Below are 18842 nucleotides of genomic sequence, written 5' to 3'. Positions count from 1 at the left end.
ACACTAAATTTGATGTATTAGTCCTTTTTGTTATAGTAAGGATTCTCAATCAAGTCTTTAATTACACCTTTGTATATTGAACTTATTATATCTCGTACAAATGAAGCTAGCTCTTCTGGTGTTTCTTTCATTCCACTTTTAAGCCATTTTTGTATAATGCCAAGTTGAGCAGATGATGCGATTGCTGCAAGGTATTTTATAGGCAACTTTTCAGCTGCATCACTTACTGGTACGTTTAAGACAAGCCAATCTTCAACTAAGTTTCTAATCTTCATTTGGAAACTCAAGTCTCCATTTGGTCCTAATATGATTTTCATGAAATCAGCATTCTCATTTATGTATCTATAAATAGAAATGAAAGTGTTTAATACAGCTTCTTCATTAGCAGGAAATATAAAACCACTGGTAAGTTTCTTTTGTGAAGTCACTACTATTTCATTAATTTCTCCTAGAATCTCATTTTCTATCTGCTCCAGCAAATCATATTTATCTTTATAGTGAAGGTAAAATGTACCTCTATTAATATCCAGAGCATCAGTAAGATCTTTAACTGTTATCTTATCAAAATCTTTTTCACCCATTAGCTTTACCAAGGTATCTATTATCAATTTTTTTGTTTTATCACTTTTTAAACTCATAAAGTCCTCCAAAAGTACAATAATAAACATATTGCACATAAGTGTTCATAAATTAACACTTTGCATTACGGTGATTATTGTTAATATAGCTATCTTAATTATAATGGAATTATGGAGAAGCAAGCAATAGGAGAATGATAAGGAGGATGACTATGGATATTGTAAAAGTTTCTAATGTAGTTAAGAAATATTCAAAGGTAACAGTTTTAAATAATATAAACTTAGAAGTAAAAGAGGGCGAAATTATAGGTTTGATTGGACCATCAGGTTCAGGAAAAACTACTTTAGTTAAGTCAATAATGGGTATGGAGAAAATAGATAGCGGAATGGTGGAAGTGTTGGGAGAAAAAATTCCTAACCTTAAAGTTCTAAATAATATTGGATATATGGCGCAATCTGATGCTTTATATGAGGAGTTAACAGGAAAAGAAAATCTAGAGTTTTTTGCGAAGTTATTTAGGCTATCAAAAAGTGAAATAAGGGAAAGAATTGAGTATACAGCAAAGCTTGTTAATCTTGAAGAAAACTTGTCTAAAAGAGTAGGAAACTATTCTGGTGGAATGAAAAGAAGATTATCCTTAGCAGCTTGTTTGATTCAAGACCCTAAGTTACTTATACTAGATGAACCAACAGTTGGAATTGACCCAAAACTAAGATTCAGCATTTGGAAAGAGCTAAAGGCCTTGAAGCAGCAGGGAAAAACAATAATTGTAACTACTCATGTAATAGATGAGGCAGAAAAATGTGATAAGTTGGCCTTGATTAGAGATGGGCAGATAATAGCCACAGGCAGTGTTGCAGAGCTAAAAGAGAAGTTCAAGGTTAATACTGTGGAAGAGATCTTTATGTAAGTCTATTTTGATTTATTATTGATTGTTAGATGTCTTATGAGGAGGAAAGAAAAATGATAGTAATGGCGTTAGTAAAAAGAATATTGCTTCAGAATATTAGAGATAAGAGAACATTGGCACTGATGATGTTTGCTCCTTTGGTTATCTTATCCTTGGTGAATTTTATGTTTACTTCAGATGATACTGTAAAGCTTAAGGTTGGTGTGTACTCAACCAGTGACAGCTTCAATGATGAGTTAAAAGCAAATGATATTGATGTTATAAAATATAATGACAAGGAAGATTTGAAGAAGAAAATAACTAGTGATAGCTTAAAAGCATTTATCAATCAAGAGGATGACAAGTTATATATAACATATGAAAATAGTACTCCTTCTGATAGTACAAAGGTAAAGGCAAAGGTTCAAGGAGCCTTAACTAAAATACAAGTAAATGATTTAAGAAAAATGACGCAAAAAATGAGCAAAAATGCTGGAAGTTCCAAAGCAAACTTATCAATAGAAAATAACTATGTGTATGGGGATGAAAATTTATCTTTCTTTGATACTCTTAGTCCTATATTAATCGGTTTTTTTGTATTTTTCTTTGTATTCTTAATTTCAGGAATATCCTTATTAAAAGAAAGAACATCAAAAACACTAGAAAAATTGTTATCAACTTCAATTAAAAGAAGAGAAATAGTACTTGGATATTTACTTGGATATGGAATATTTGCTGTTGTGCAAACTATAGTAATAGTTCTTTTCTCAATTTATGTATTAAAGATTAGAATGGCAGGGAGTATTTCATTAATGTTATTGACCAATATTATTATAGCCTTTGTAGCCTTATCCCTAGGAATATTATTATCAACCTTTGCAAATTCAGAATTTCAGATGATGCAGTTCATACCTATTGTGGTAGTGCCACAAATATTTTTCACTGGATTGATTCCTATAGATACTATGGCTGATTGGCTTCAAAAGCTTGCTCATATCATGCCACTATATTATGGAGCACAAGCCTTACAAGGAATAATGGTAAAAGCTTATGGATTTGCAGATATACAATTTTATCTTGGAGTCTTATTATTATTTGCTTTAGTGTTTTATGTATTAAATGTATTGGGATTAAAGAGATATAGGAAGATATAAATTATAAATCTATGATATAATAATATTTTTAAAAACTAAGGGTTTTAAAGTCATAATTAAGTTTATGGCTTTTTTATTTTATCCGATAGCTAGCATCCGTAACACTCCAACTTCTTTAAGTTGGAGATAACTGCTGCACGCTCATGGATAAGTTCAACTAAGATTCAGAGGGGGATCAAACCCCACCTGAATCAAGTTTCACTTGATGTGAGATATTTTTAAAGAGTTTACGTTTATATAGATGAAGGTACCTTTAGAAAGGAAGAAACGAATGATAGATGAGAATAATTTTATTCAAGCACTAATGTATAAGGATTTCAAAGCCCTAGATTATTTGGTAGATAAATATTCTGATTTGGGGTTAAAGGTAAGCTATAGCATATTAAACAACAGGGAACTTAGTGAGGAATGTACTAATGATGCTTTGCTTAAAGTTTGGAACAACATAGGTTCGTTCAAGGGTGATAGTGAAAGTTTTGCCAAGTGGTTTGTGGTTATAACTAAAAGACAAGCTATAGATATTTTAAGAAAAGAAAAGAAGCATAGCTGTAAACTAGAGTTAAAGGAAGAACTGGCATATTCACTTGAAGATACTGCATTTGAAGCAGTAAATAAGAAATTAGAGAGGCAATCATTAAGTGGATGTTTAGAAAAATTAGATGAAGGTAGCAAGGATATAATCACTAGACGTTATTTTAAAGATGAAAGTGTAGCTGAAATAAGTACTGATCTGGGTATAAGTAAAAGTGCTGTTAGCAACAAATTATTACGAATAAAGAAAAAGCTAAAGCATGTATTCATGGAGGAAATTTATAATGAGCGATGATTTCAATAATATAAATTTAGAAGATGTAAACTTAGAAGAATATGATTCTATAGATGTTAGATTTTCAGAAGAGGAAAAAGAGAAATTAAAGAAGAATTTAAGAAAGAAAATTATTAAAGATAATAGTAAAGTTAATAAACGTGGTTTAGTGGCAGCAGTAGTTGTTATATTAATATCAGTACTAGTAATTACTAATGGTAATAATGTGTTTGCGAATATGTTACCTGTATTTAATAAATTATATGAGGGTTTTGGTTTTAAGTCAGAGTATCTACCTCAATCTGTTTATGTGGGTAAAACTTATGAAGAAAATGGTGTTAAGATTACCTTAGAAAATTTGATAGGCACGAAACATGTTATAAAGGTAGCTGTAAAGATTCAATATAATTCTAAGTGGGCAAAGTCAAAGAGACCTTTGGTTCATTTAGGGTATGATTTTGAGGGGCAATCTCCTGGTTCCACTGGAGGATTAGGAAACATTAATGATAATACAGAATTGAGAGTTACTGATTTTATGTCAGAAAATGAATTCCCAAGTAAGGGAAATTTCAAGTTTGAAGCTATAAGTGATGCTTTTAAACAACCGTTAGTTTGGAATATGAAAGTAGATTTTTCAAAGATATTTAGTGAAACTATTGAGAAGCAAGCAACTATGGGTAAGGATATTGGGGTTAATATTAGCGATATTGAAGCCAATAGATTAGGTGTAGTTGTTACTAGCAATAAAAGTTTGGGTTTTACAGAGTATTTCTTTAAGATAAATAATAAGATATATCCTTTCAGCGGAGAAGGTTTTGGAGTTGAAAATGGTAAGTGTTACAATGTATCGCCAGATATAGGATATAACCTAATAAAAAATAATAAGACAGTCCAACTTATAAAGCATACCAACGAAGGTTATGAAAATACAAATAGAAAAGAAGAAACAAAAGAAGAAGGGTTAAAGCATGATGAAATAGAGGCAAAACAACTAGATGCTTTTCCAAAGGGAGAAATTAATGGAGTAAGTTTTACAAAATCTATTACATTTAAGGATGGCAATAAAGCTGAAATATATAAAATTGATAGAAGCAACGGTAAAATCCATGCTTATGTTAGAGGCAATGATAAAAAGCAAGTATTTAATATGATTTTAAGTTTATATTTAAATAATGGTAGTTTTGCTGAAAATATAGAAGATATAGGTGATGGATATATTGTAGAGTTTAATGATTCCTTTAAGTCTGATAAAGTAAGTATTAAAATGAGTGGAGGCGTATTAGACTGCAAGGGAGATTATAAGGAAGAGCAGTCAGAAATTACATTGAAGTAGAAAACTGAAAAGCACATATATAGCTTCAAATAAGACAAAGAGCTACCTGGATAAACCAGGTAGCTCTTTTATAATATTATCTATCTTCTCTAAGCATGTAGTCATTTCCGTCTTGATCTTTAAAAGTCATCATTTTTCCATAAGGCATAGCTTTGATATCTGTAAGTTCAACGCCATTTTCCTTCATTTTATTATGTGCATTTTCTATATCACTAGTGCTTAATATAACAGAAGGATGTAGAACATTAGCTGATGGATTTTGAGAAAGCATAGCATTTTTATCATATAAAATGAAAGTGGTAAATTCATTTTCACTTGGACCTACCTCTAACCATTTCATTGTTGGACCCATGGCTTGCTCAAATTTAACTACAAAGTTTAACTTTTCAGTCCAAAACTTTTTAGCTTCCTCTTGATTATTTACATATAAAGTTATTTTGCCTATCTTGTTTATCATTTGCATATCTCCCTAATCATAAAAGTATTATTCATTTTAAATTAGTATACACCATAAATATAAAAATTACTTGCTTTCTTCTAGATTAGACTTCTGTTTGATGAAATATCTTTTAGATGGATAGGTAAGCATAAGACCTAAAAAGGTTTCTGTAAAACCGGGCATACTATATTGTGGTTTAATTTGGGTTACCATAAAAATTATAGATGTTGTTAAAAAGAATAAATTATATGATAGAAGTAAGTAATATGCCCAACCCTTAATTTTATAGTAACCGTAGGCGATAGTTAGAAGAATTATAATGTTTAATATAGTAATTACCCAATCTATAAAGCCAGACATTGGGGAAAAGTAAATATTAACTTTTTCGAAGATTTTATGAATTGGTAGCATTGCTAATATGAACAAAAATGCATAAAACAAAGTTAAATCTGCAATAAAGGTTACTAACATAGGCCTTTTTTCTTTCATAACTATTCACTTCCTAAATATTGATAAATAAATTATACCATGCATATATTGTAAAATATATACTTACTAGGAGTGTTTCTATGAATAGAAATTTATATGGGGAATTTAGTCTTTAAAGAGATTGTTTAGCATAATTCCTTGATTTAAGAAAAAAGTATACTATTATCAAAACAGTAAGCAGTGGTGAAATATATTCAGGTACTTCAATATGAAATCCTTCAAGGACCATAATAATACCAAGACACATTACTGAGTACATAGCTCCATTTTTAAGATAAACATATTTTTTTATTTTATCTACACTTCCTAGTGTAATCTGTCTAACTACAATAGCCCCGATTCCATTACCTAAGATAATTAAGGGAATTGACATTGTAAATGCAAAGGCACCTAAGACTCCATCAATTGAGAAAGTAGTGTCTATTATTTCTAAGTATAGTATTTTACTTATATCTGACATTTGATTGGTATTGTTAAGCAAATTCTGTTCATTTTCTTCTGCATTCTTTTTGAATCCATCTGTTATGAAAAATGCAGAGGAACCTATTACAGCTGATAAAGCAAGAGCTGGATTGTATTTTAATGATACTGCCACAATAATAACTAAAATAATTGAAGCAACAGCGTAAAACCAAGCACCATTTTTTAAAAAGAATTCTTCAGTTGGGAGCCCTAAATGTTTGTCTTCAATAAATAACCAATGAAGAAATAAGAATACAAGAAACACTCCACCTCCAAGCATAAGTATAGGAGTTGAATATTCTATAGATTCTATTATGTGTGGGTCGTTTGAGAAGGTTGCTGTTAATGCACCAATAGGACCAAGACTTGGATTTGTGGCCCATACAATAGCCCAAGGCAATAAGCCTCTCACTATAAAAACTGCAAACAATATTCCATACAGTAAGAACCATTTCTTTGCCTTTGGGGACATGGTGGATAAAACTTCAGCATTTATTACAGCGTTATCTATACTTGAAACCACTTCAAATAGACATAACCCTATTACTATAAAAATAATTGATATGATTTGCATAAAAAGTTCATCCTTTCAAATAAGAATTATATTTTTAAAAATAAGTGATAACAGTATTATTTACTTTCATCAATCAATATATTTATTTTTTTATGATTTAATTATAGAGGAATTTTGACAATTTGTTATTGCATTTATCAAAAAATGAACTCCTAATTTTGGTTGAAATATGATATAGTGTACAGAGACAAGTTTGCAGTTTATAGTAGAGATTAGATTAATTGAAGATATTTTTGATTTTTTTAGTTGTTATTGCAATAATAGTATGTTGTTATTATTCTAATAAGTCTGGATAAACAAAAAAGCTAAATAAATATTTAGTTTTAAATGCTTATGATAAATAAATGTTTAAGAAACACAATAACATTGATTGTGATGTTATAAGTAAACCAAGAAGTTTTGATAGTAATGTAAAATCCAAGGTATTTTTTGCAATAGGAAGATTTGAATATCAAAACTATAGGAGAGAAAAATGAGTAAAATAGTTTTATTACGTTTAATATTTATATTTTTAGGATATATATTTTTCAATAAGATGTATCATGGAGAAAATAAAAGAGAGTATATTATGATATCACTAGTCATAATTACATGTCTTAATGTAGGTATTAATATGCATTATAGTACACATTTTATGAGGCTAGTGCAACAATGGTATATACCATTAATAGCTGTAGTATTAGCTATAGTGTTCATAGTGAATTTTAACTTAAAGAAAAGTAAGCCAACTTTAGATACTATTTTGATATTAATTATAGTGATTAGTAATTTAGTAATTTATGCTTATGGAAACATTGCTAATCAAATTAAATTTTTCAATATATGTATAGTGTATGTCTGCATAATTTTAATTGGATATTTATATAAGTTTCTTGAGGGTTATGATTACATAAAGATAGTTGATTTTTTTAGTTATATAGCAATTGCAAATGGTATTTTAGCAATTGCTCAGTATATAACTAATAAAAAGTTGTTGATAGGACAAATTAATAGTAATATTTTTTATGAACAGTCAGGTGTGTTAGTAAAAAGAGTAGTTGGATTGGCAGGTACTAGTAATGCAGCAGGAAACTTGGGAACTATATTATTTGCAGTGGTATTTTTTAATTACTTAAGAAGTAGAGAAAAAAAGCATCTAATAGCATTAATTATTACATCATTTTTTTCTATTTTAACTTTGACAAGGATAGGTTATTTAGGGATTACACTTGTAATAATCACTGATTTATTAATGTTTTATAAAGAAAGTTTAAAAATACTAAAACAAAATAAAGTAATTATATTTATATTATTGATTATAGCAGTTATTTTAGTCACAATATTTGGGTATAAAGTTTATAATATTTTATTTTTGCAAAGAGGAAATACACAAGGTTGCAGAATAGATCAGTTTAAATTAGTATATAAAAATATAATAAAAAATAATAGCTTCTTTCATGGTATTGGAGCAGGTCAATATCAATATTATATTTATTATTTCTTCAGATATTGGGATATAGATATACATTCACAGTATCTGAACTTATTGGCAGAGAATGGATGGGTAATGCTGATTGTATTTATAAGCTTCAATATATGTGTATTTATAAAAGCATTGAAAAGATGTTCAAATAAATTAGAAAAATCATTTATAATTGGACTGTTCTTAGCTAATCTAGCTTGCTGTAATTTTAACCCTAATCAGGATTATTTTATAAACAATATCATGTATTACTTGGCAATATATTTATTCGTATATAAGACTAAAACAGAAATAGCATATGATTAATATTGCTTAATGTCAGATTAGTTATTGTTAAGTTTTGACCAGTTACAAAAATATTGCCAGTGCTTAATTCTGTTATTACAACATCATCTTCTCCCTTAATATTAAAAGCAAAGGTGTATATTGTGTTTTGTTTGCAATTCTTAGTCAGTACATATAAATCTACCATTTTAGCGTTTCTTGATATCAAGAAATATAGATATTTTATTACATGAATAAGGCTCTCATAGTATAGATATACAGCTATGAGAGTCTTATTTTATATACTATGGTTCGAATTATCAAGGGATATAGAAACAACTCAATCCATTTTTGGCCAGTATTTCATATAAGGTTCCATCAATCTTCATTTCCTGTAATTTTTCATTAATTGCAGCTAATAAGGTAGAGTCTTCTTTCTTTAAAGCATATCCCGCAACTAAATTTATCTCTGACTTATACTGACTTGGAGATAAAATTCTAAAATTTGAATTTGGTTTTTGTAAAATAATACTTACTTCTGTCATGGAATCAGCAAGCATTGCATCAATAACATTGTTTTCTAAGGCTGTTTGCAAAGAAGTATTGTCAAAGAATTTAATATAGTCTCTAATAAGTCCTTGATCTTTCCATTTTTGTGCCAAAGACTCATAAAGTGTACTTCCAATTACCCCAATAGTTTTATCTTTTAAGTCAGCTTTACTTTTTATATTTGAAGTTTTTGTAGTTAATATACCATCCATTTCAGTATAAATTGGCATTGTAAAATTCACAAATTGCTTACGTTCATCAGTGATATACATTCCTTGTGCTATTAGATCAATTGAAGGATTCCTAGTTAATTCTTGTATTATGTTAGGAAAAGATATGTATGTTGGTTCAATTTTTTTAACTCCTAGTCGTTTTGCTACCTCTGTTAGTATATCTACATCAATGCCTTTAAGTTTCCCAGTAAAAGCATCTTGGTATGAATAAGGAATTATGTTAGGGGATAATACATTTAATATACCAGTACTCTTTATTTTCTGTAATCTATCTGTTAGTTGCACAGGAGCTGGTTTTTCAGTTAGTGTTTTTATAGGCTGTGCATTTGCAAACATGGGAATACTTAAGCTAAGAATTAATAAAGTTATGAATTTAAAAAAACGGTTCACATTAACTCCTCCATTAGCAATATATAATTTACTAAATAAATTTATCTTTCCTTGAATTTAAAAAGATTATTCTTAAAACATTATAAACTTATTGCCAAAATGGTCAAAAGTATATATTATTAAGATATACGAGTTAAATTATAAGAAGGTGAGCTAACATGGATGAAATATTAAAAGAATTATCGGACAGAGAATTAGGCATACTTAATATAATTCAAAAGAAAGGTTCTATTACAAAAAAAGACTTACAAATAGCAGCAGATGTCAAACTGACCACATTAAATAGAGCAATGAAAATTCTTGCAGATAACAATTTAATAGTAGAAGTAGGTACTTGTGAGTCTACTGGTGGTAGAAAAGCAGTTGAGTATTCTGCAGCAGAAAAAGGCATTTATGTTATTGGAATTGATATATCAAGAACATATGTAAAATTAATTTTATCAAATCTAAGGATGGATATTTTAAAAAATGAACAGTTTTCATTAGATCATACTTTTTCACCTGAAAAAACAGTTAATGAAATATGCATTCTAATAAAAAAATTTTTATTAGAATTATCAATAGATAAAACAGAAGTTCTAGGAATAGGTATAGGAACTGTAGGACCAATGGACAGAGGTAATGGGATTATTTTAAATCCTAAAGGTTTTTTTCATTCTGGTTGGGCCAATGTCCCATTGAAAGAGATGATTGAAAGTGAACTATCTATTCCCTGCTTTATAGATAATGGAGCTAATACTGCTATTTTGGCTGAATACTCTATTGGAAAGGGTAGAGGGTTAAAAAATGTTGTATACATACATTGTGGAGTTGGAATAAGGTCTGCAGTGATAACTGATGGTAGTATTATTAGAGCAATTAATGATTCAGAGGATGCATTTGCTCATATGGTTGTAGATATAGATGGAGATGATTGTGGTTGCGGCAATCAAGGGTGTATCGAAAGTTATGTCTCTCTTAAAGCTATTGCAAAGAGGTCAAAATTAAAGAGAGAACAATTCATATCTAGTAATGAAAAAGAGAATAATTATAATGAGAGTCTAAATTCTGAGCAACTAGATAATGAAATTACTAAAGAGATAATAAATAAGAGTGCTGAGGTTTTAGGAGTTGGGATAGGGAATCTTGCTAGAATATTAAATCCACAATTAATAATATTAAGTGGTCCTTTAATAATGAATTATGATTTATTTTACCCTAGAGCAGTTGAAGTTTTTCATAAAAATAATTGCATGAATAACCAAGTAGAATTCAGTAAAGGTGGAGAATTAAAAGAAAGTGTTATAGCTATTGGTTCATGCCTTATGGTGATAAATCATTATCTAAAAAATTAAATAAGAATTTTTAGTGAGGGAGAGATATAAGTGACAATTATAATTTTACAAATATTTTTAATATCCATTTTAGCTGGTGTGTTAGGATCTATTCTTGGCCTTGGAGGAGGTATTATAATTACCCCAGTATTAACTTTACTTTTTGGTGTAGACATAAAGTATGCTATAGGAGCAAGTATTGTATCAGTAATTGCTACATCTAGTGGTGCTGCCATTGCATATATAAAAGATAGAATTACTAACATTAGAATTGGGATGTTTCTTGAAATAGGAACAACTACAGGGGCAATTACAGGAGCATTTTTAAGTGGAATTATTAGTACTAAATACCTTTATATTATTTTTGGATTATTGTTATTATATTCAGCTGTTGCCATGCTAAAAAAATCTAAAGATGAACTTCCTAAAGATGTGGTGACTCATCCTATGGCAGAAAAGTTAAAATTAAATGGGGAATACTATGATAAAGTTTTGCAGAAACAAGTTCAATACAATGTAGCTGGAGTTTACGGTGGCTTTGGAATGATGTATGTAGCAGGAGTTATTTCAGGTCTTCTTGGTATAGGTAGTGGTATATTTAAAGTTATGGCTATGGACATATTTATGAAGCTTCCTCTAAAAGTATCAAGTGCTACTAGCAATTTTATGATAGGTGTAACTGCAGCTGCAAGTGCTGGAGTATATTTACTAAGAGGTAATATAGATCCTAAAATATCTGCGCCTGTAGCTCTTGGCGTTTTATTCGGAGCCACTATTGGTACTCGAATTATGCAAAACTTAAAAAGTAAAACAATAAGAAAAATATTTATACCAATTGTTGCCTATGTTTCAATACAGATGATTATAAAAGGAATGGGGGTTAAATAATGAGTGATAGTAAAATTGATGAAATGGAAATAATAATAAGTAAGTTTCTTAAAATAGGAGTTTTATTAAGTGCATTTATTATATTTATTGGATTTGCAATGTTCTTAGTTACTGGAGACAGTGGCTATGCAAATAACACTTTTCCAACAAATCCTGGAGATATTTTCAAAGGTCTTATACAACTAAAATCCTATGCAATAATTCTAACAGGGTTATTACTATTAATTGCTACCCCTGTTTTTCGTGTAGGAGTTTCAATTATAGTATTTATAAAAGAAAAAGATTATTTATATGTAAAAATTACTTCTCTAGTTTTCTTAATATTACTTATTAGCTTTGCCCTTGGAAAAGTTGAATAAAATCGTATGGGAACTTTTTAACGAGTTCCCATTGTTTTTGATTTTTTAAATCTCTTTACTAACATTCCAAGTCCATATCCTATAAAGCAAGTTATTAAGCCTAAAGGGGCTGTTACCAATGCTAAGGCAGGTCTATCTATCAAAGTATTTACATTATAAAATAGAAGTCTAAATCCATAGAGAGGCCCACTATACCATATATAAAATGGGTAAAGCACTAAATCACTAAATTGGGTATTTGAAAAAATCCAAAAAAGTAGAGAAGTAATGATATCAATACTCCAATATATAGAAATGTATTTTATATATTTTCTTTGATTGGGTAATCCAAAGAAAAGGCTAAATATAAGCCAAGCTAATAGAAATATTATTCCAATATAAAGATTATCAATACAAAAACTATAACCTTCATAAAATTCTGGCCAATTATAACACAGTGCAGTGCAGGTAACGGCTATAGCAAAAATAAAGATAATAAATTTATATAAAATTTTCAATGGAAGCATCCCCTTAGTTTTATGTTTTCATTTAATTTTACGATATATTATTAAATATAAAATAACATTTTTATTAAATTTCCTTAAGTAGAAATTAATAAAAATGTTATTTTTTACATGTAATTACTGCTTGAATTGAATGGTGTGTAAAAATATAATTAAATTATATAAATTTTACTTTGATTAAATTATATGGTAAAGAAGATTGCGTGGAATAAAAAGTACATTTTGAATAGTATTACCTGTTATAAATGCTAGTTCTTATTTAAAGAATCATATTTTAAAAATCACTAGAAGGAGAACATTGCGTAATGAATAACTATTTTTTAAGTGAATTAAAAAGGGCTATTTTTTCTAAGAAAGCTTTAATTTCTTTTCTTATATCAATAATAGCATTGATTTTACCATTTATATTGTTTATAGACTTTCCAATAGGTCTTGAAACTATAAGACGCCATTATGATGCAGTAGATATTTTTATAAGAATAAGGAGTACTGCAGAAGGAGCTATACTTGTTGTTATATTTCCATTACTAGCTTCACTTATATTTTCTGATTCTTACTTAGTAGAAAAGGAAACCAAATTTGTGAACTTTATATATTCTAGAATGTCAGTTAAAAAGTATGTATTTATAAAGATTATAGTTACTGCTATATCTAGTGTAATAGTAGGAACAGTATCAAGTTTTGTAATGTTCATATTTTTGTTTTCAATATTTGGAGTTAAATCTACTGATGTAATTGAAGTAGCTGGTCCATTTAGCGCTTTATATTATTCTAATAAATATTTATATGGGATTTTAATAATAACTATTACGGGGATATGCTATGCAGTGATATCAGAACTATCATTAGGATTATCAGCATGGATAAAAAATAGATACTTAGTTCTAATAATTCCATTTTTTTATTATATCTTTTGTGGCACACTGATTGAGATTTTAGGGATAAATACTATTTTTAATTTTAATTTTTCACAAATATATGCTTTAAACATAATAATGTCAACAAGCCATGAAATTTTCTATCCAATTCTGCTGTTGATGATAGGAATTATTTTATTTTGCATAGGAGTTATAAAACGTGAAAAGGATTTATAATTATATTTTATTTAAGATTAATACAACGAAAATATATGTATTTTCTATAATTTTGATTATATATATATTTGCATTAATGTTATTCTTGATCCGTTCAGGGAATAACATTAATGTTTATGATTACATTATAGATGTTTTTTCATATTTATCATTATTTTATAGCATAAGTGTACTGTTTTCTGTTATGATTTATAATATTTTTGGCAAGGGAAACTTTTACAATTACTTATGCATTAGATTTAAAACAAGTAGGGAAATATATATTGCTAATATATTAAGTGGATTTGTTTTTGCAATAGGAACTGTAATTTTTGCAGTTATTGTATGTTTATTAACTGGAAGTTTTATGAGTTTCCATAATAATTGGAGTCAATATTCCTCATATATTATGAATTCAAAGGTTAACCAATCATATTATAGTGAAGTAATTAATAATATAAAGGCAAACTTAACTCCTGTTGAGTATGTTTCTATCCTTGTATTGTTTACCACATTATATCTATTTGTTATTTCTATGGTTTTTAATATATGTAATTTAATTTTTAAAAAACGTGTAATTTCTTTTATAATTGTAATTATTTTAAATATGTTAAACATGGTTATTAAGTCAGGGGGCATGGCGGATATATCCTTTGTTAGTAATATTTACATATTAAATGCGAAATTAAGTGAAGTTACTAATGGTATATATATAATATCACGATGTATGTATTGGATTATATTAATCTTCTTATTATATATTTGTGGGTTAATATTGACAAAGAAAAGGGAATGTATTTATGGAGAATAATTCAAAAAGTATTTTGCAAATCACAAAAAATAATATCAAAGTAGTTTTTTCAATACCAAATATATTTTTTATAGTTGCTATTTTTATTTATATTTTACTGACACAAACAGATTTAATAAAGAACACTGGCAATTTTGGAGAAATAATTAAAAATATATTTTATGGAGTAGATACTTTAGAGGGTAATATGATAAAAATATTTTCATGGGTGTTATATCAATTTTTTATTATTTTCATAATAGGTAACTTCTTTTTTAAAGAGTTAGGTGTAAGAAGTTATTATACAGTTTATAGATTTAGAAGTAAAAGACATTGGCATTTGTGTTTACAAATAGCAAGTCTTTTATCATGTTTTATATATTTTATATTTGGAACGATTATAGTATTCCTATATAGTGTTGTATCAAATAATAATACTAGTTTAATTAATATTAAGGATATAATAGAAGTAATCTGTTTATTGTGTGCTTCAAGTTATTATCTAGTAACTGTTTATATAATATACGCTTTAATCAGCAAAAAACATGCTCTATCATTTATAGCCATATTAATTACAGTTTTATTTTCAACCCAATTGGGATACATTTTTAAGGTTGATAAATATATTCCTTTAAATCAAGGAATAATTGCAAAGCATGTAGCAAACAATTTTAATTTTGCATGGTCAATAATATTCTTGACGATTTTTATAATTATAGATGTGTTTATAATTAACAACATAATAGTAAAAAAAGATTTATGTGAACTTACTCACTGATGGTATTGTAGGAGGAATAGTTGTGGAAAAGGAAGAAATAGCTGTAAAAGTTACTAATGTAACAAAGGATATTAAGAAGACAAAGGTACTTAATAATATAAATTTAACGGTTAAAAAGGGACAAGCATATGGAATAATTGGGAGAAATGGTTCTGGTAAAAGCATGTTGTTTAAAGCGATATGTGGATTGATTAATATAACAGATGGAGAAATAGTGGTATTTGATAAGTCTATAAAAAATGGAAATTTTCCTGATAAATTAGGCATGATCATTGAGCATCCTGGTTTTCTACCACAATATTCTGCCCTTAAAAACCTTCAAATATTAGCAAGTATAAATAATGCTATTGACGATAGTAAAATAAAAGAAACCATTGCTTTGGTGGGATTAGATCCTAACAATACGTTACCTATAAAAAAATATTCCTTGGGGATGAAGCAAAGATTGGGCATTGCTCAAGCACTTATGGAAGATCCAAAACTATTGGTACTTGATGAGCCAATGAATGGCTTAGATTCAAAAGGAGTGGAAGAAATACGTAAAATTCTCTTAAACCTAAAATCCCAATCAGTCACAATTTTATTAGCCAGCCATATGCAAGATGATATAGATGAAATTTGTGATCATGTATATAATATGGAAAATGGATTTTTAACAGAAATTAAATAAAATTTCTGTTATTTTTTTATAAGTTCTATTTGATAACACAAAAAAACAGCCAAGCACCTATAGAGCTGGCTAAATAAAAAATGACCTTTGCATCATAATACTCTTGTGTTTTTATAGTGTTGGAATTGTTTTTAGTATTTGATTCTCTTTCGACGATAAATTTGACATCATATTTATTATCATTTAAGTTATATGCTTTTTGAAGTTTTATACTAGTTTTTAAATTTTCTTTATTAGCATTTTCCCCTATCTGATTGAAAAGATGATCTAATAAATTAAACTGACATAAACCAGTACTATTATCAAAGGTTTTGGAATCTCTAAATAAAGAAAAATATTTTGAAGTAATACCATGCCAAAATGTATCACTATCTAAAGAATCTTCAATCTTAAAGATGTCTGTAAGTATATCATGTGTAGGTGAAGTTATATTTTCACTAGTAATTTCTTTCATTTGAGATAATTTCTTTTGTTCTTGTTTTATAGAATTTTGTCTTTGAATAAAGCAAAAAATGAAAAGTGAAGATATAGCTACAATTATAGAGATAAAAAAATTTTAAAGAATTTAGATTTACCTTTCATATATAAACTCCTTTTCGGAATATTTAATTATTTGTATATTATTGTATCAAAAGTGTTTAATAATATCTATTTCAAGTTAATAATTAGTACTAGTCTATGTTTTAAATACTTATGATTCCCAAAGTAGATAATTTTATTTAATTGTGATATAAATTTTAAGTTAAGTTATTTTATATTAGGCATATAAGAGCAAAGTATTAATATAAAAGTAATTTGTTGTAGTTTTTGGATATATGTTAGAATTTACTTAAACGTGCACTTTGCTATTAAGTTTGGTTATATATTCCGCGAAAATAAGAGTGTATAATTTTAAATAAAGGGGGAATATATGATGAAAAATGTAAAACGAAAGATAAGTTTAGTTTTAAGTGTCTCATTGATAACTAGCTTATTAAACACTGTAAGTTTTAATGGAGTTGCAATAGCAGCTAACAACAATGTTTATGCCCAGACATTAACTAAAAAGGCTATAGGGGTAACATCAGTAAAGCTAAATAAAGTAGCAGCTACCCTAACAGTAGGAAGCAAAGATAATTTAGTAACAACAGTATCTCCAAGTAATGCAACAAATAAGGCAATAAAATGGACAACTTCTAATGCTAAGATAGCAACAGTAGATGCTACAGGAAAGGTAACAGCAGTAAGTACAGGAAAAGTTAAGATTACAGCTACTACAGTAGATGGAAGCAAGGTAGCAAGTTGTAATGTAACTGTCAATCCAGTAGTTAAAGTAACATCAGTAAAAATGTATCAAACTTCACTTACATTAAATGTAGGAGGTGGCAGCTTTTTAGAAATAATGGTACTTCCAACAAATGCAACAAATAGGGAAATAAAATTAACATCTTCAAATGTTAAGGTAGCAACAGTAGATAACATGGGAATAATAAGAGCAGTAGGTGTAGGAAAAGCCAAAATTACAGTTACTACAGTCGATGGGAAAAAGACAGCAAGTTGTAATGTAACTGTTAATCCAGCAATTAAAGTAACATCAGTAAAGCTAAGCAAAACAACAGATACCCTAACAGTAGGGGGCAAGGATAATTTATCTGCAACAATAGCTCCAAGTAATGCCACAAATAAGGAAATAAAGTGGACAACTTCTAATGCTAAGATAGCAACAGTAGATGCTACAGGAAAAGTAACAGCAGTAGGCGTAGGAAAAGCTAAAATTACAGCTACTACAGTAGATGGAAGTAAGATTGCAAGTTGTAATATAACTGTTAATCCAGTAGCTATAATTAATAAAGCAGTAACCTTCAAAGATGCAGAATTAGAACGAATTATTAGAAATGTTATACATAAAGAAACTGGTACTCTATATAAGAATGATGTTGTAGGTATTACAGATTTAAATGCAGCAGACTGGTATGTAAAAGATATTTCAGGAATTGAAAATTTAACAAATATACAAAAACTTAATTTACAGACTACATCCGTAAAGGATATAAGTCCATTAAAAGGCTTAACTAAGTTAAAAGAACTTAATTTAAGTGGTGTTCAAGTATCAGATATAAGCCCATTAAAGGGGTTATATAATTTGCAGTCAGTGAATTTACAATCTACAAATATAAGTGATATAACTACATTAAAGAGTTTAACTAATTTACAAGAGCTTAGCTTAGGATATAATAATTTAGGCAATAAATTAGATTTACTTAGTGGATTACCTAAATTAAAAGTTTTACATTTAAATAATAATCAAATAAAAGATATAACTATGTTGAAAAACTTAGTTAACCTAACATATGTTGATTTGAGTGGAAATCAAATAAGTAATATAAGCACATTGGGGAATTTGACAAACTTAACAGGCATTAATTTCGCTGATAATCAAATAAGCGATATAAGTGTGTTCAAAACTTTAACTAAGTTACAAAGCATTACTGCATATAATAATAAAATAAATGACATAAATGTATTGAGAAACTTGACTAAGTTAACATATCTTGATTTAGGTGAAAATCAAATAAGTGATATAAGTCCATTACAAGGATTAATAAATTTAGAATCACTAAGCTTAAATGATAACTCTGGCATAAGTAATATAACACCATTAAAATCATTAACTAATTTAAAAATTCTTATTCTAGCTTCTGATTATAATATAAGTGAATTTAGTTCTTTAGAAGGATTAACTAAATTGCAACAATTAAACTTACACAATATTGTAGTATATTATGATCAAATGCAAGCTTTAAAGAAAGCATTACCTAAATGTATGATAACTCAATAAGCTTAAATCTTCACAATATTAAATAAGG

20 protein-coding genes are annotated in these 18842 nt (G+C 28.1%); 13 read left to right on the top strand and 7 right to left on the bottom strand.

Features of this window, described 5'->3' with window-relative positions; all coding sequences use genetic code 11:
• Positions 1-17: 17 nt before the first annotated feature.
• Positions 18-638 (bottom strand): TetR/AcrR family transcriptional regulator, encoded by a 621-nt coding sequence (locus OCU47_RS17385; protein ID WP_261829863.1) that lies wholly within the window; start codon positions 636-638, stop codon positions 18-20.
• A 152-nt stretch (positions 639-790) separates the two neighbouring features.
• Here OCU47_RS17385 and OCU47_RS17380 point away from each other — a divergent pair, with 152 nt between their 5' ends.
• The 4 genes from OCU47_RS17380 to OCU47_RS17365 all read left to right on the top strand — a co-directional run bounded on the left by OCU47_RS17380 (position 791) and on the right by OCU47_RS17365 (position 4760).
• Entirely contained in the window at positions 791-1489 is a 699-nt protein-coding gene (locus tag OCU47_RS17380) for an ABC transporter ATP-binding protein (RefSeq protein ID WP_376778045.1), read from the top strand.
• Positions 1490-1542: 53 nt separating this feature from the next.
• Positions 1543-2622, top strand: coding sequence for an ABC transporter permease (locus tag OCU47_RS17375; protein ID WP_261829861.1), 1080 nt, complete (start codon positions 1543-1545; stop codon positions 2620-2622).
• Positions 2623-2893: 271 nt separating this feature from the next.
• Positions 2894-3448 (top strand): sigma-70 family RNA polymerase sigma factor, encoded by a 555-nt coding sequence (locus tag OCU47_RS17370; protein ID WP_261829860.1) that lies wholly within the window; start codon positions 2894-2896, stop codon positions 3446-3448.
• Positions 3438-4760, top strand: coding sequence for a DUF4179 domain-containing protein (locus OCU47_RS17365; protein ID WP_261829859.1), 1323 nt, complete (start codon positions 3438-3440; stop codon positions 4758-4760). Before OCU47_RS17370 ends, OCU47_RS17365 begins: the two co-directional genes overlap by 11 nt.
• Before the next feature lie 76 nt (positions 4761-4836).
• Here the strand turns inward: OCU47_RS17365 and OCU47_RS17360 are convergent, their stop codons facing one another.
• The 3 genes from OCU47_RS17360 to OCU47_RS17350 form a co-directional block, all read right to left on the bottom strand.
• Positions 4837-5217, bottom strand: a complete 381-nt coding sequence (locus OCU47_RS17360; protein WP_261829858.1) for a VOC family protein — start codon at positions 5215-5217, stop codon at positions 4837-4839.
• Positions 5218-5283: 66 nt separating this feature from the next.
• The gene (locus tag OCU47_RS17355; protein ID WP_261829857.1) at positions 5284-5688 is read right to left on the bottom strand and encodes a hypothetical protein; all 405 of its coding nucleotides are present in this window, start codon (positions 5686-5688) and stop codon (positions 5284-5286) included.
• Between the two features lie 112 nt (positions 5689-5800).
• On the bottom strand, positions 5801-6724 hold the full coding sequence (locus OCU47_RS17350) for a DUF475 domain-containing protein (RefSeq protein ID WP_261829856.1): 924 nt from the start codon (positions 6722-6724) through the stop codon (positions 5801-5803).
• A gap of 472 nt (positions 6725-7196) precedes the next feature.
• On the opposite strand from OCU47_RS17350, the gene OCU47_RS17345 reads away from it, so the two are divergent.
• Positions 7197-8492 (top strand): O-antigen ligase family protein, encoded by a 1296-nt coding sequence (locus OCU47_RS17345; protein WP_261829855.1) that lies wholly within the window; start codon positions 7197-7199, stop codon positions 8490-8492.
• Positions 8493-8770: 278 nt separating this feature from the next.
• Here OCU47_RS17345 and OCU47_RS17340 read toward each other — a convergent pair whose 3' ends face one another.
• Complete coding sequence (locus tag OCU47_RS17340) at positions 8771-9622, bottom strand: substrate-binding periplasmic protein (protein WP_261829854.1); 852 nt, start codon at positions 9620-9622, stop codon at positions 8771-8773.
• A gap of 158 nt (positions 9623-9780) precedes the next feature.
• Here OCU47_RS17340 and OCU47_RS17335 point away from each other — a divergent pair, with 158 nt between their 5' ends.
• Genes OCU47_RS17335 through OCU47_RS17325 form a run of 3 tightly spaced genes read left to right on the top strand, consistent with a single transcriptional unit; the run spans position 9781 to position 12182 of the window.
• On the top strand, positions 9781-10956 hold the full coding sequence (locus OCU47_RS17335) for an ROK family transcriptional regulator (RefSeq protein ID WP_261829853.1): 1176 nt from the start codon (positions 9781-9783) through the stop codon (positions 10954-10956).
• Between the two features lie 30 nt (positions 10957-10986).
• Positions 10987-11823: a sulfite exporter TauE/SafE family protein gene (locus tag OCU47_RS17330; RefSeq protein ID WP_261829852.1), complete on the top strand. Its 837-nt coding sequence runs from the start codon at positions 10987-10989 to the stop codon at positions 11821-11823.
• Positions 11823-12182, top strand: coding sequence for a DUF1634 domain-containing protein (locus tag OCU47_RS17325; protein WP_261829851.1), 360 nt, complete (start codon positions 11823-11825; stop codon positions 12180-12182). The genes OCU47_RS17330 and OCU47_RS17325 overlap by 1 nt, the downstream gene beginning before the upstream one ends.
• A gap of 17 nt (positions 12183-12199) precedes the next feature.
• Here the strand turns inward: OCU47_RS17325 and OCU47_RS17320 are convergent, their stop codons facing one another.
• Entirely contained in the window at positions 12200-12679 is a 480-nt protein-coding gene (locus tag OCU47_RS17320) for a hypothetical protein (protein WP_261829850.1), read from the bottom strand.
• A gap of 311 nt (positions 12680-12990) precedes the next feature.
• Here OCU47_RS17320 and OCU47_RS17315 point away from each other — a divergent pair, with 311 nt between their 5' ends.
• From OCU47_RS17315 to OCU47_RS17300, 4 genes are read left to right on the top strand one after another with little or no spacing between them, the layout of a single operon-like run.
• Positions 12991-13779 carry a hypothetical protein gene (locus tag OCU47_RS17315; protein ID WP_261829849.1) on the top strand — a complete coding sequence of 263 codons (789 nt, stop codon included), beginning with the start codon at positions 12991-12993 and terminating at the stop codon, positions 13777-13779.
• Positions 13763-14569, top strand: a complete 807-nt coding sequence (locus OCU47_RS17310) for a hypothetical protein (protein ID WP_261829848.1) — start codon at positions 13763-13765, stop codon at positions 14567-14569. The genes OCU47_RS17315 and OCU47_RS17310 overlap by 17 nt, the downstream gene beginning before the upstream one ends.
• Positions 14559-15326: a hypothetical protein gene (locus OCU47_RS17305; RefSeq protein WP_261829847.1), complete on the top strand. Its 768-nt coding sequence runs from the start codon at positions 14559-14561 to the stop codon at positions 15324-15326. Before OCU47_RS17310 ends, OCU47_RS17305 begins: the two co-directional genes overlap by 11 nt.
• Positions 15327-15348: 22 nt before the next feature.
• Positions 15349-15996 (top strand): ATP-binding cassette domain-containing protein, encoded by a 648-nt coding sequence (locus OCU47_RS17300; protein ID WP_261829846.1) that lies wholly within the window; start codon positions 15349-15351, stop codon positions 15994-15996.
• A 25-nt stretch (positions 15997-16021) separates the two neighbouring features.
• On the opposite strand, the gene OCU47_RS17295 is transcribed toward OCU47_RS17300, so the two are convergent.
• Complete coding sequence (locus tag OCU47_RS17295) at positions 16022-16450, bottom strand: hypothetical protein (protein ID WP_261829845.1); 429 nt, start codon at positions 16448-16450, stop codon at positions 16022-16024.
• Between the two features lie 459 nt (positions 16451-16909).
• Here OCU47_RS17295 and OCU47_RS17290 point away from each other — a divergent pair, with 459 nt between their 5' ends.
• Positions 16910-18814 (top strand): leucine-rich repeat domain-containing protein, encoded by a 1905-nt coding sequence (locus OCU47_RS17290; protein ID WP_261829844.1) that lies wholly within the window; start codon positions 16910-16912, stop codon positions 18812-18814.
• Positions 18815-18842 lie beyond the last annotated feature (28 nt).

The organism is Clostridium sp. TW13, assembly GCF_024345225.1.
In the GTDB taxonomy this organism is placed as follows: Bacteria; Bacillota; Clostridia; order Clostridiales; family Clostridiaceae; genus Inconstantimicrobium; species Inconstantimicrobium mannanitabidum.
The sequence above is the reverse complement of the archived record's forward strand: the minus strand, read 5'-3'. Positions and strand labels throughout refer to the sequence as shown.

Excerpts from the sequence above, each read along its gene's own strand:
- OCU47_RS17365 (WP_261829859.1), top strand. The coding sequence starts at position 3,438 with ATGAGCGATGATTTCAATAATATAAATTTAGAAGATGTAAACTTAGAA.
- OCU47_RS17335 (WP_261829853.1), top strand. The coding sequence starts at position 9,781 with ATGGATGAAATATTAAAAGAATTATCGGACAGAGAATTAGGCATACTT.
- OCU47_RS17385 (WP_261829863.1), bottom strand. The coding sequence starts at position 638 with ATGAGTTTAAAAAGTGATAAAACAAAAAAATTGATAATAGATACCTTG.
- OCU47_RS17295 (WP_261829845.1), bottom strand. The coding sequence starts at position 16,450 with ATGAAAGAAATTACTAGTGAAAATATAACTTCACCTACACATGATATA.
- OCU47_RS17305 (WP_261829847.1), top strand. The coding sequence starts at position 14,559 with ATGGAGAATAATTCAAAAAGTATTTTGCAAATCACAAAAAATAATATC.
- OCU47_RS17290 (WP_261829844.1), top strand. The coding sequence starts at position 16,910 with ATGAAAAATGTAAAACGAAAGATAAGTTTAGTTTTAAGTGTCTCATTG.
- OCU47_RS17350 (WP_261829856.1), bottom strand. The coding sequence starts at position 6,724 with ATGCAAATCATATCAATTATTTTTATAGTAATAGGGTTATGTCTATTT.
- OCU47_RS17380 (WP_376778045.1), top strand. The coding sequence starts at position 791 with ATGGATATTGTAAAAGTTTCTAATGTAGTTAAGAAATATTCAAAGGTA.
- OCU47_RS17360 (WP_261829858.1), bottom strand. The coding sequence starts at position 5,217 with ATGATAAACAAGATAGGCAAAATAACTTTATATGTAAATAATCAAGAG.
- OCU47_RS17315 (WP_261829849.1), top strand. The coding sequence starts at position 12,991 with ATGAATAACTATTTTTTAAGTGAATTAAAAAGGGCTATTTTTTCTAAG.
- OCU47_RS17355 (WP_261829857.1), bottom strand. The coding sequence starts at position 5,688 with ATGAAAGAAAAAAGGCCTATGTTAGTAACCTTTATTGCAGATTTAACT.
- OCU47_RS17345 (WP_261829855.1), top strand. The coding sequence starts at position 7,197 with ATGAGTAAAATAGTTTTATTACGTTTAATATTTATATTTTTAGGATAT.
- OCU47_RS17370 (WP_261829860.1), top strand. The coding sequence starts at position 2,894 with ATGATAGATGAGAATAATTTTATTCAAGCACTAATGTATAAGGATTTC.
- OCU47_RS17375 (WP_261829861.1), top strand. The coding sequence starts at position 1,543 with ATGATAGTAATGGCGTTAGTAAAAAGAATATTGCTTCAGAATATTAGA.
- OCU47_RS17325 (WP_261829851.1), top strand. The coding sequence starts at position 11,823 with ATGAGTGATAGTAAAATTGATGAAATGGAAATAATAATAAGTAAGTTT.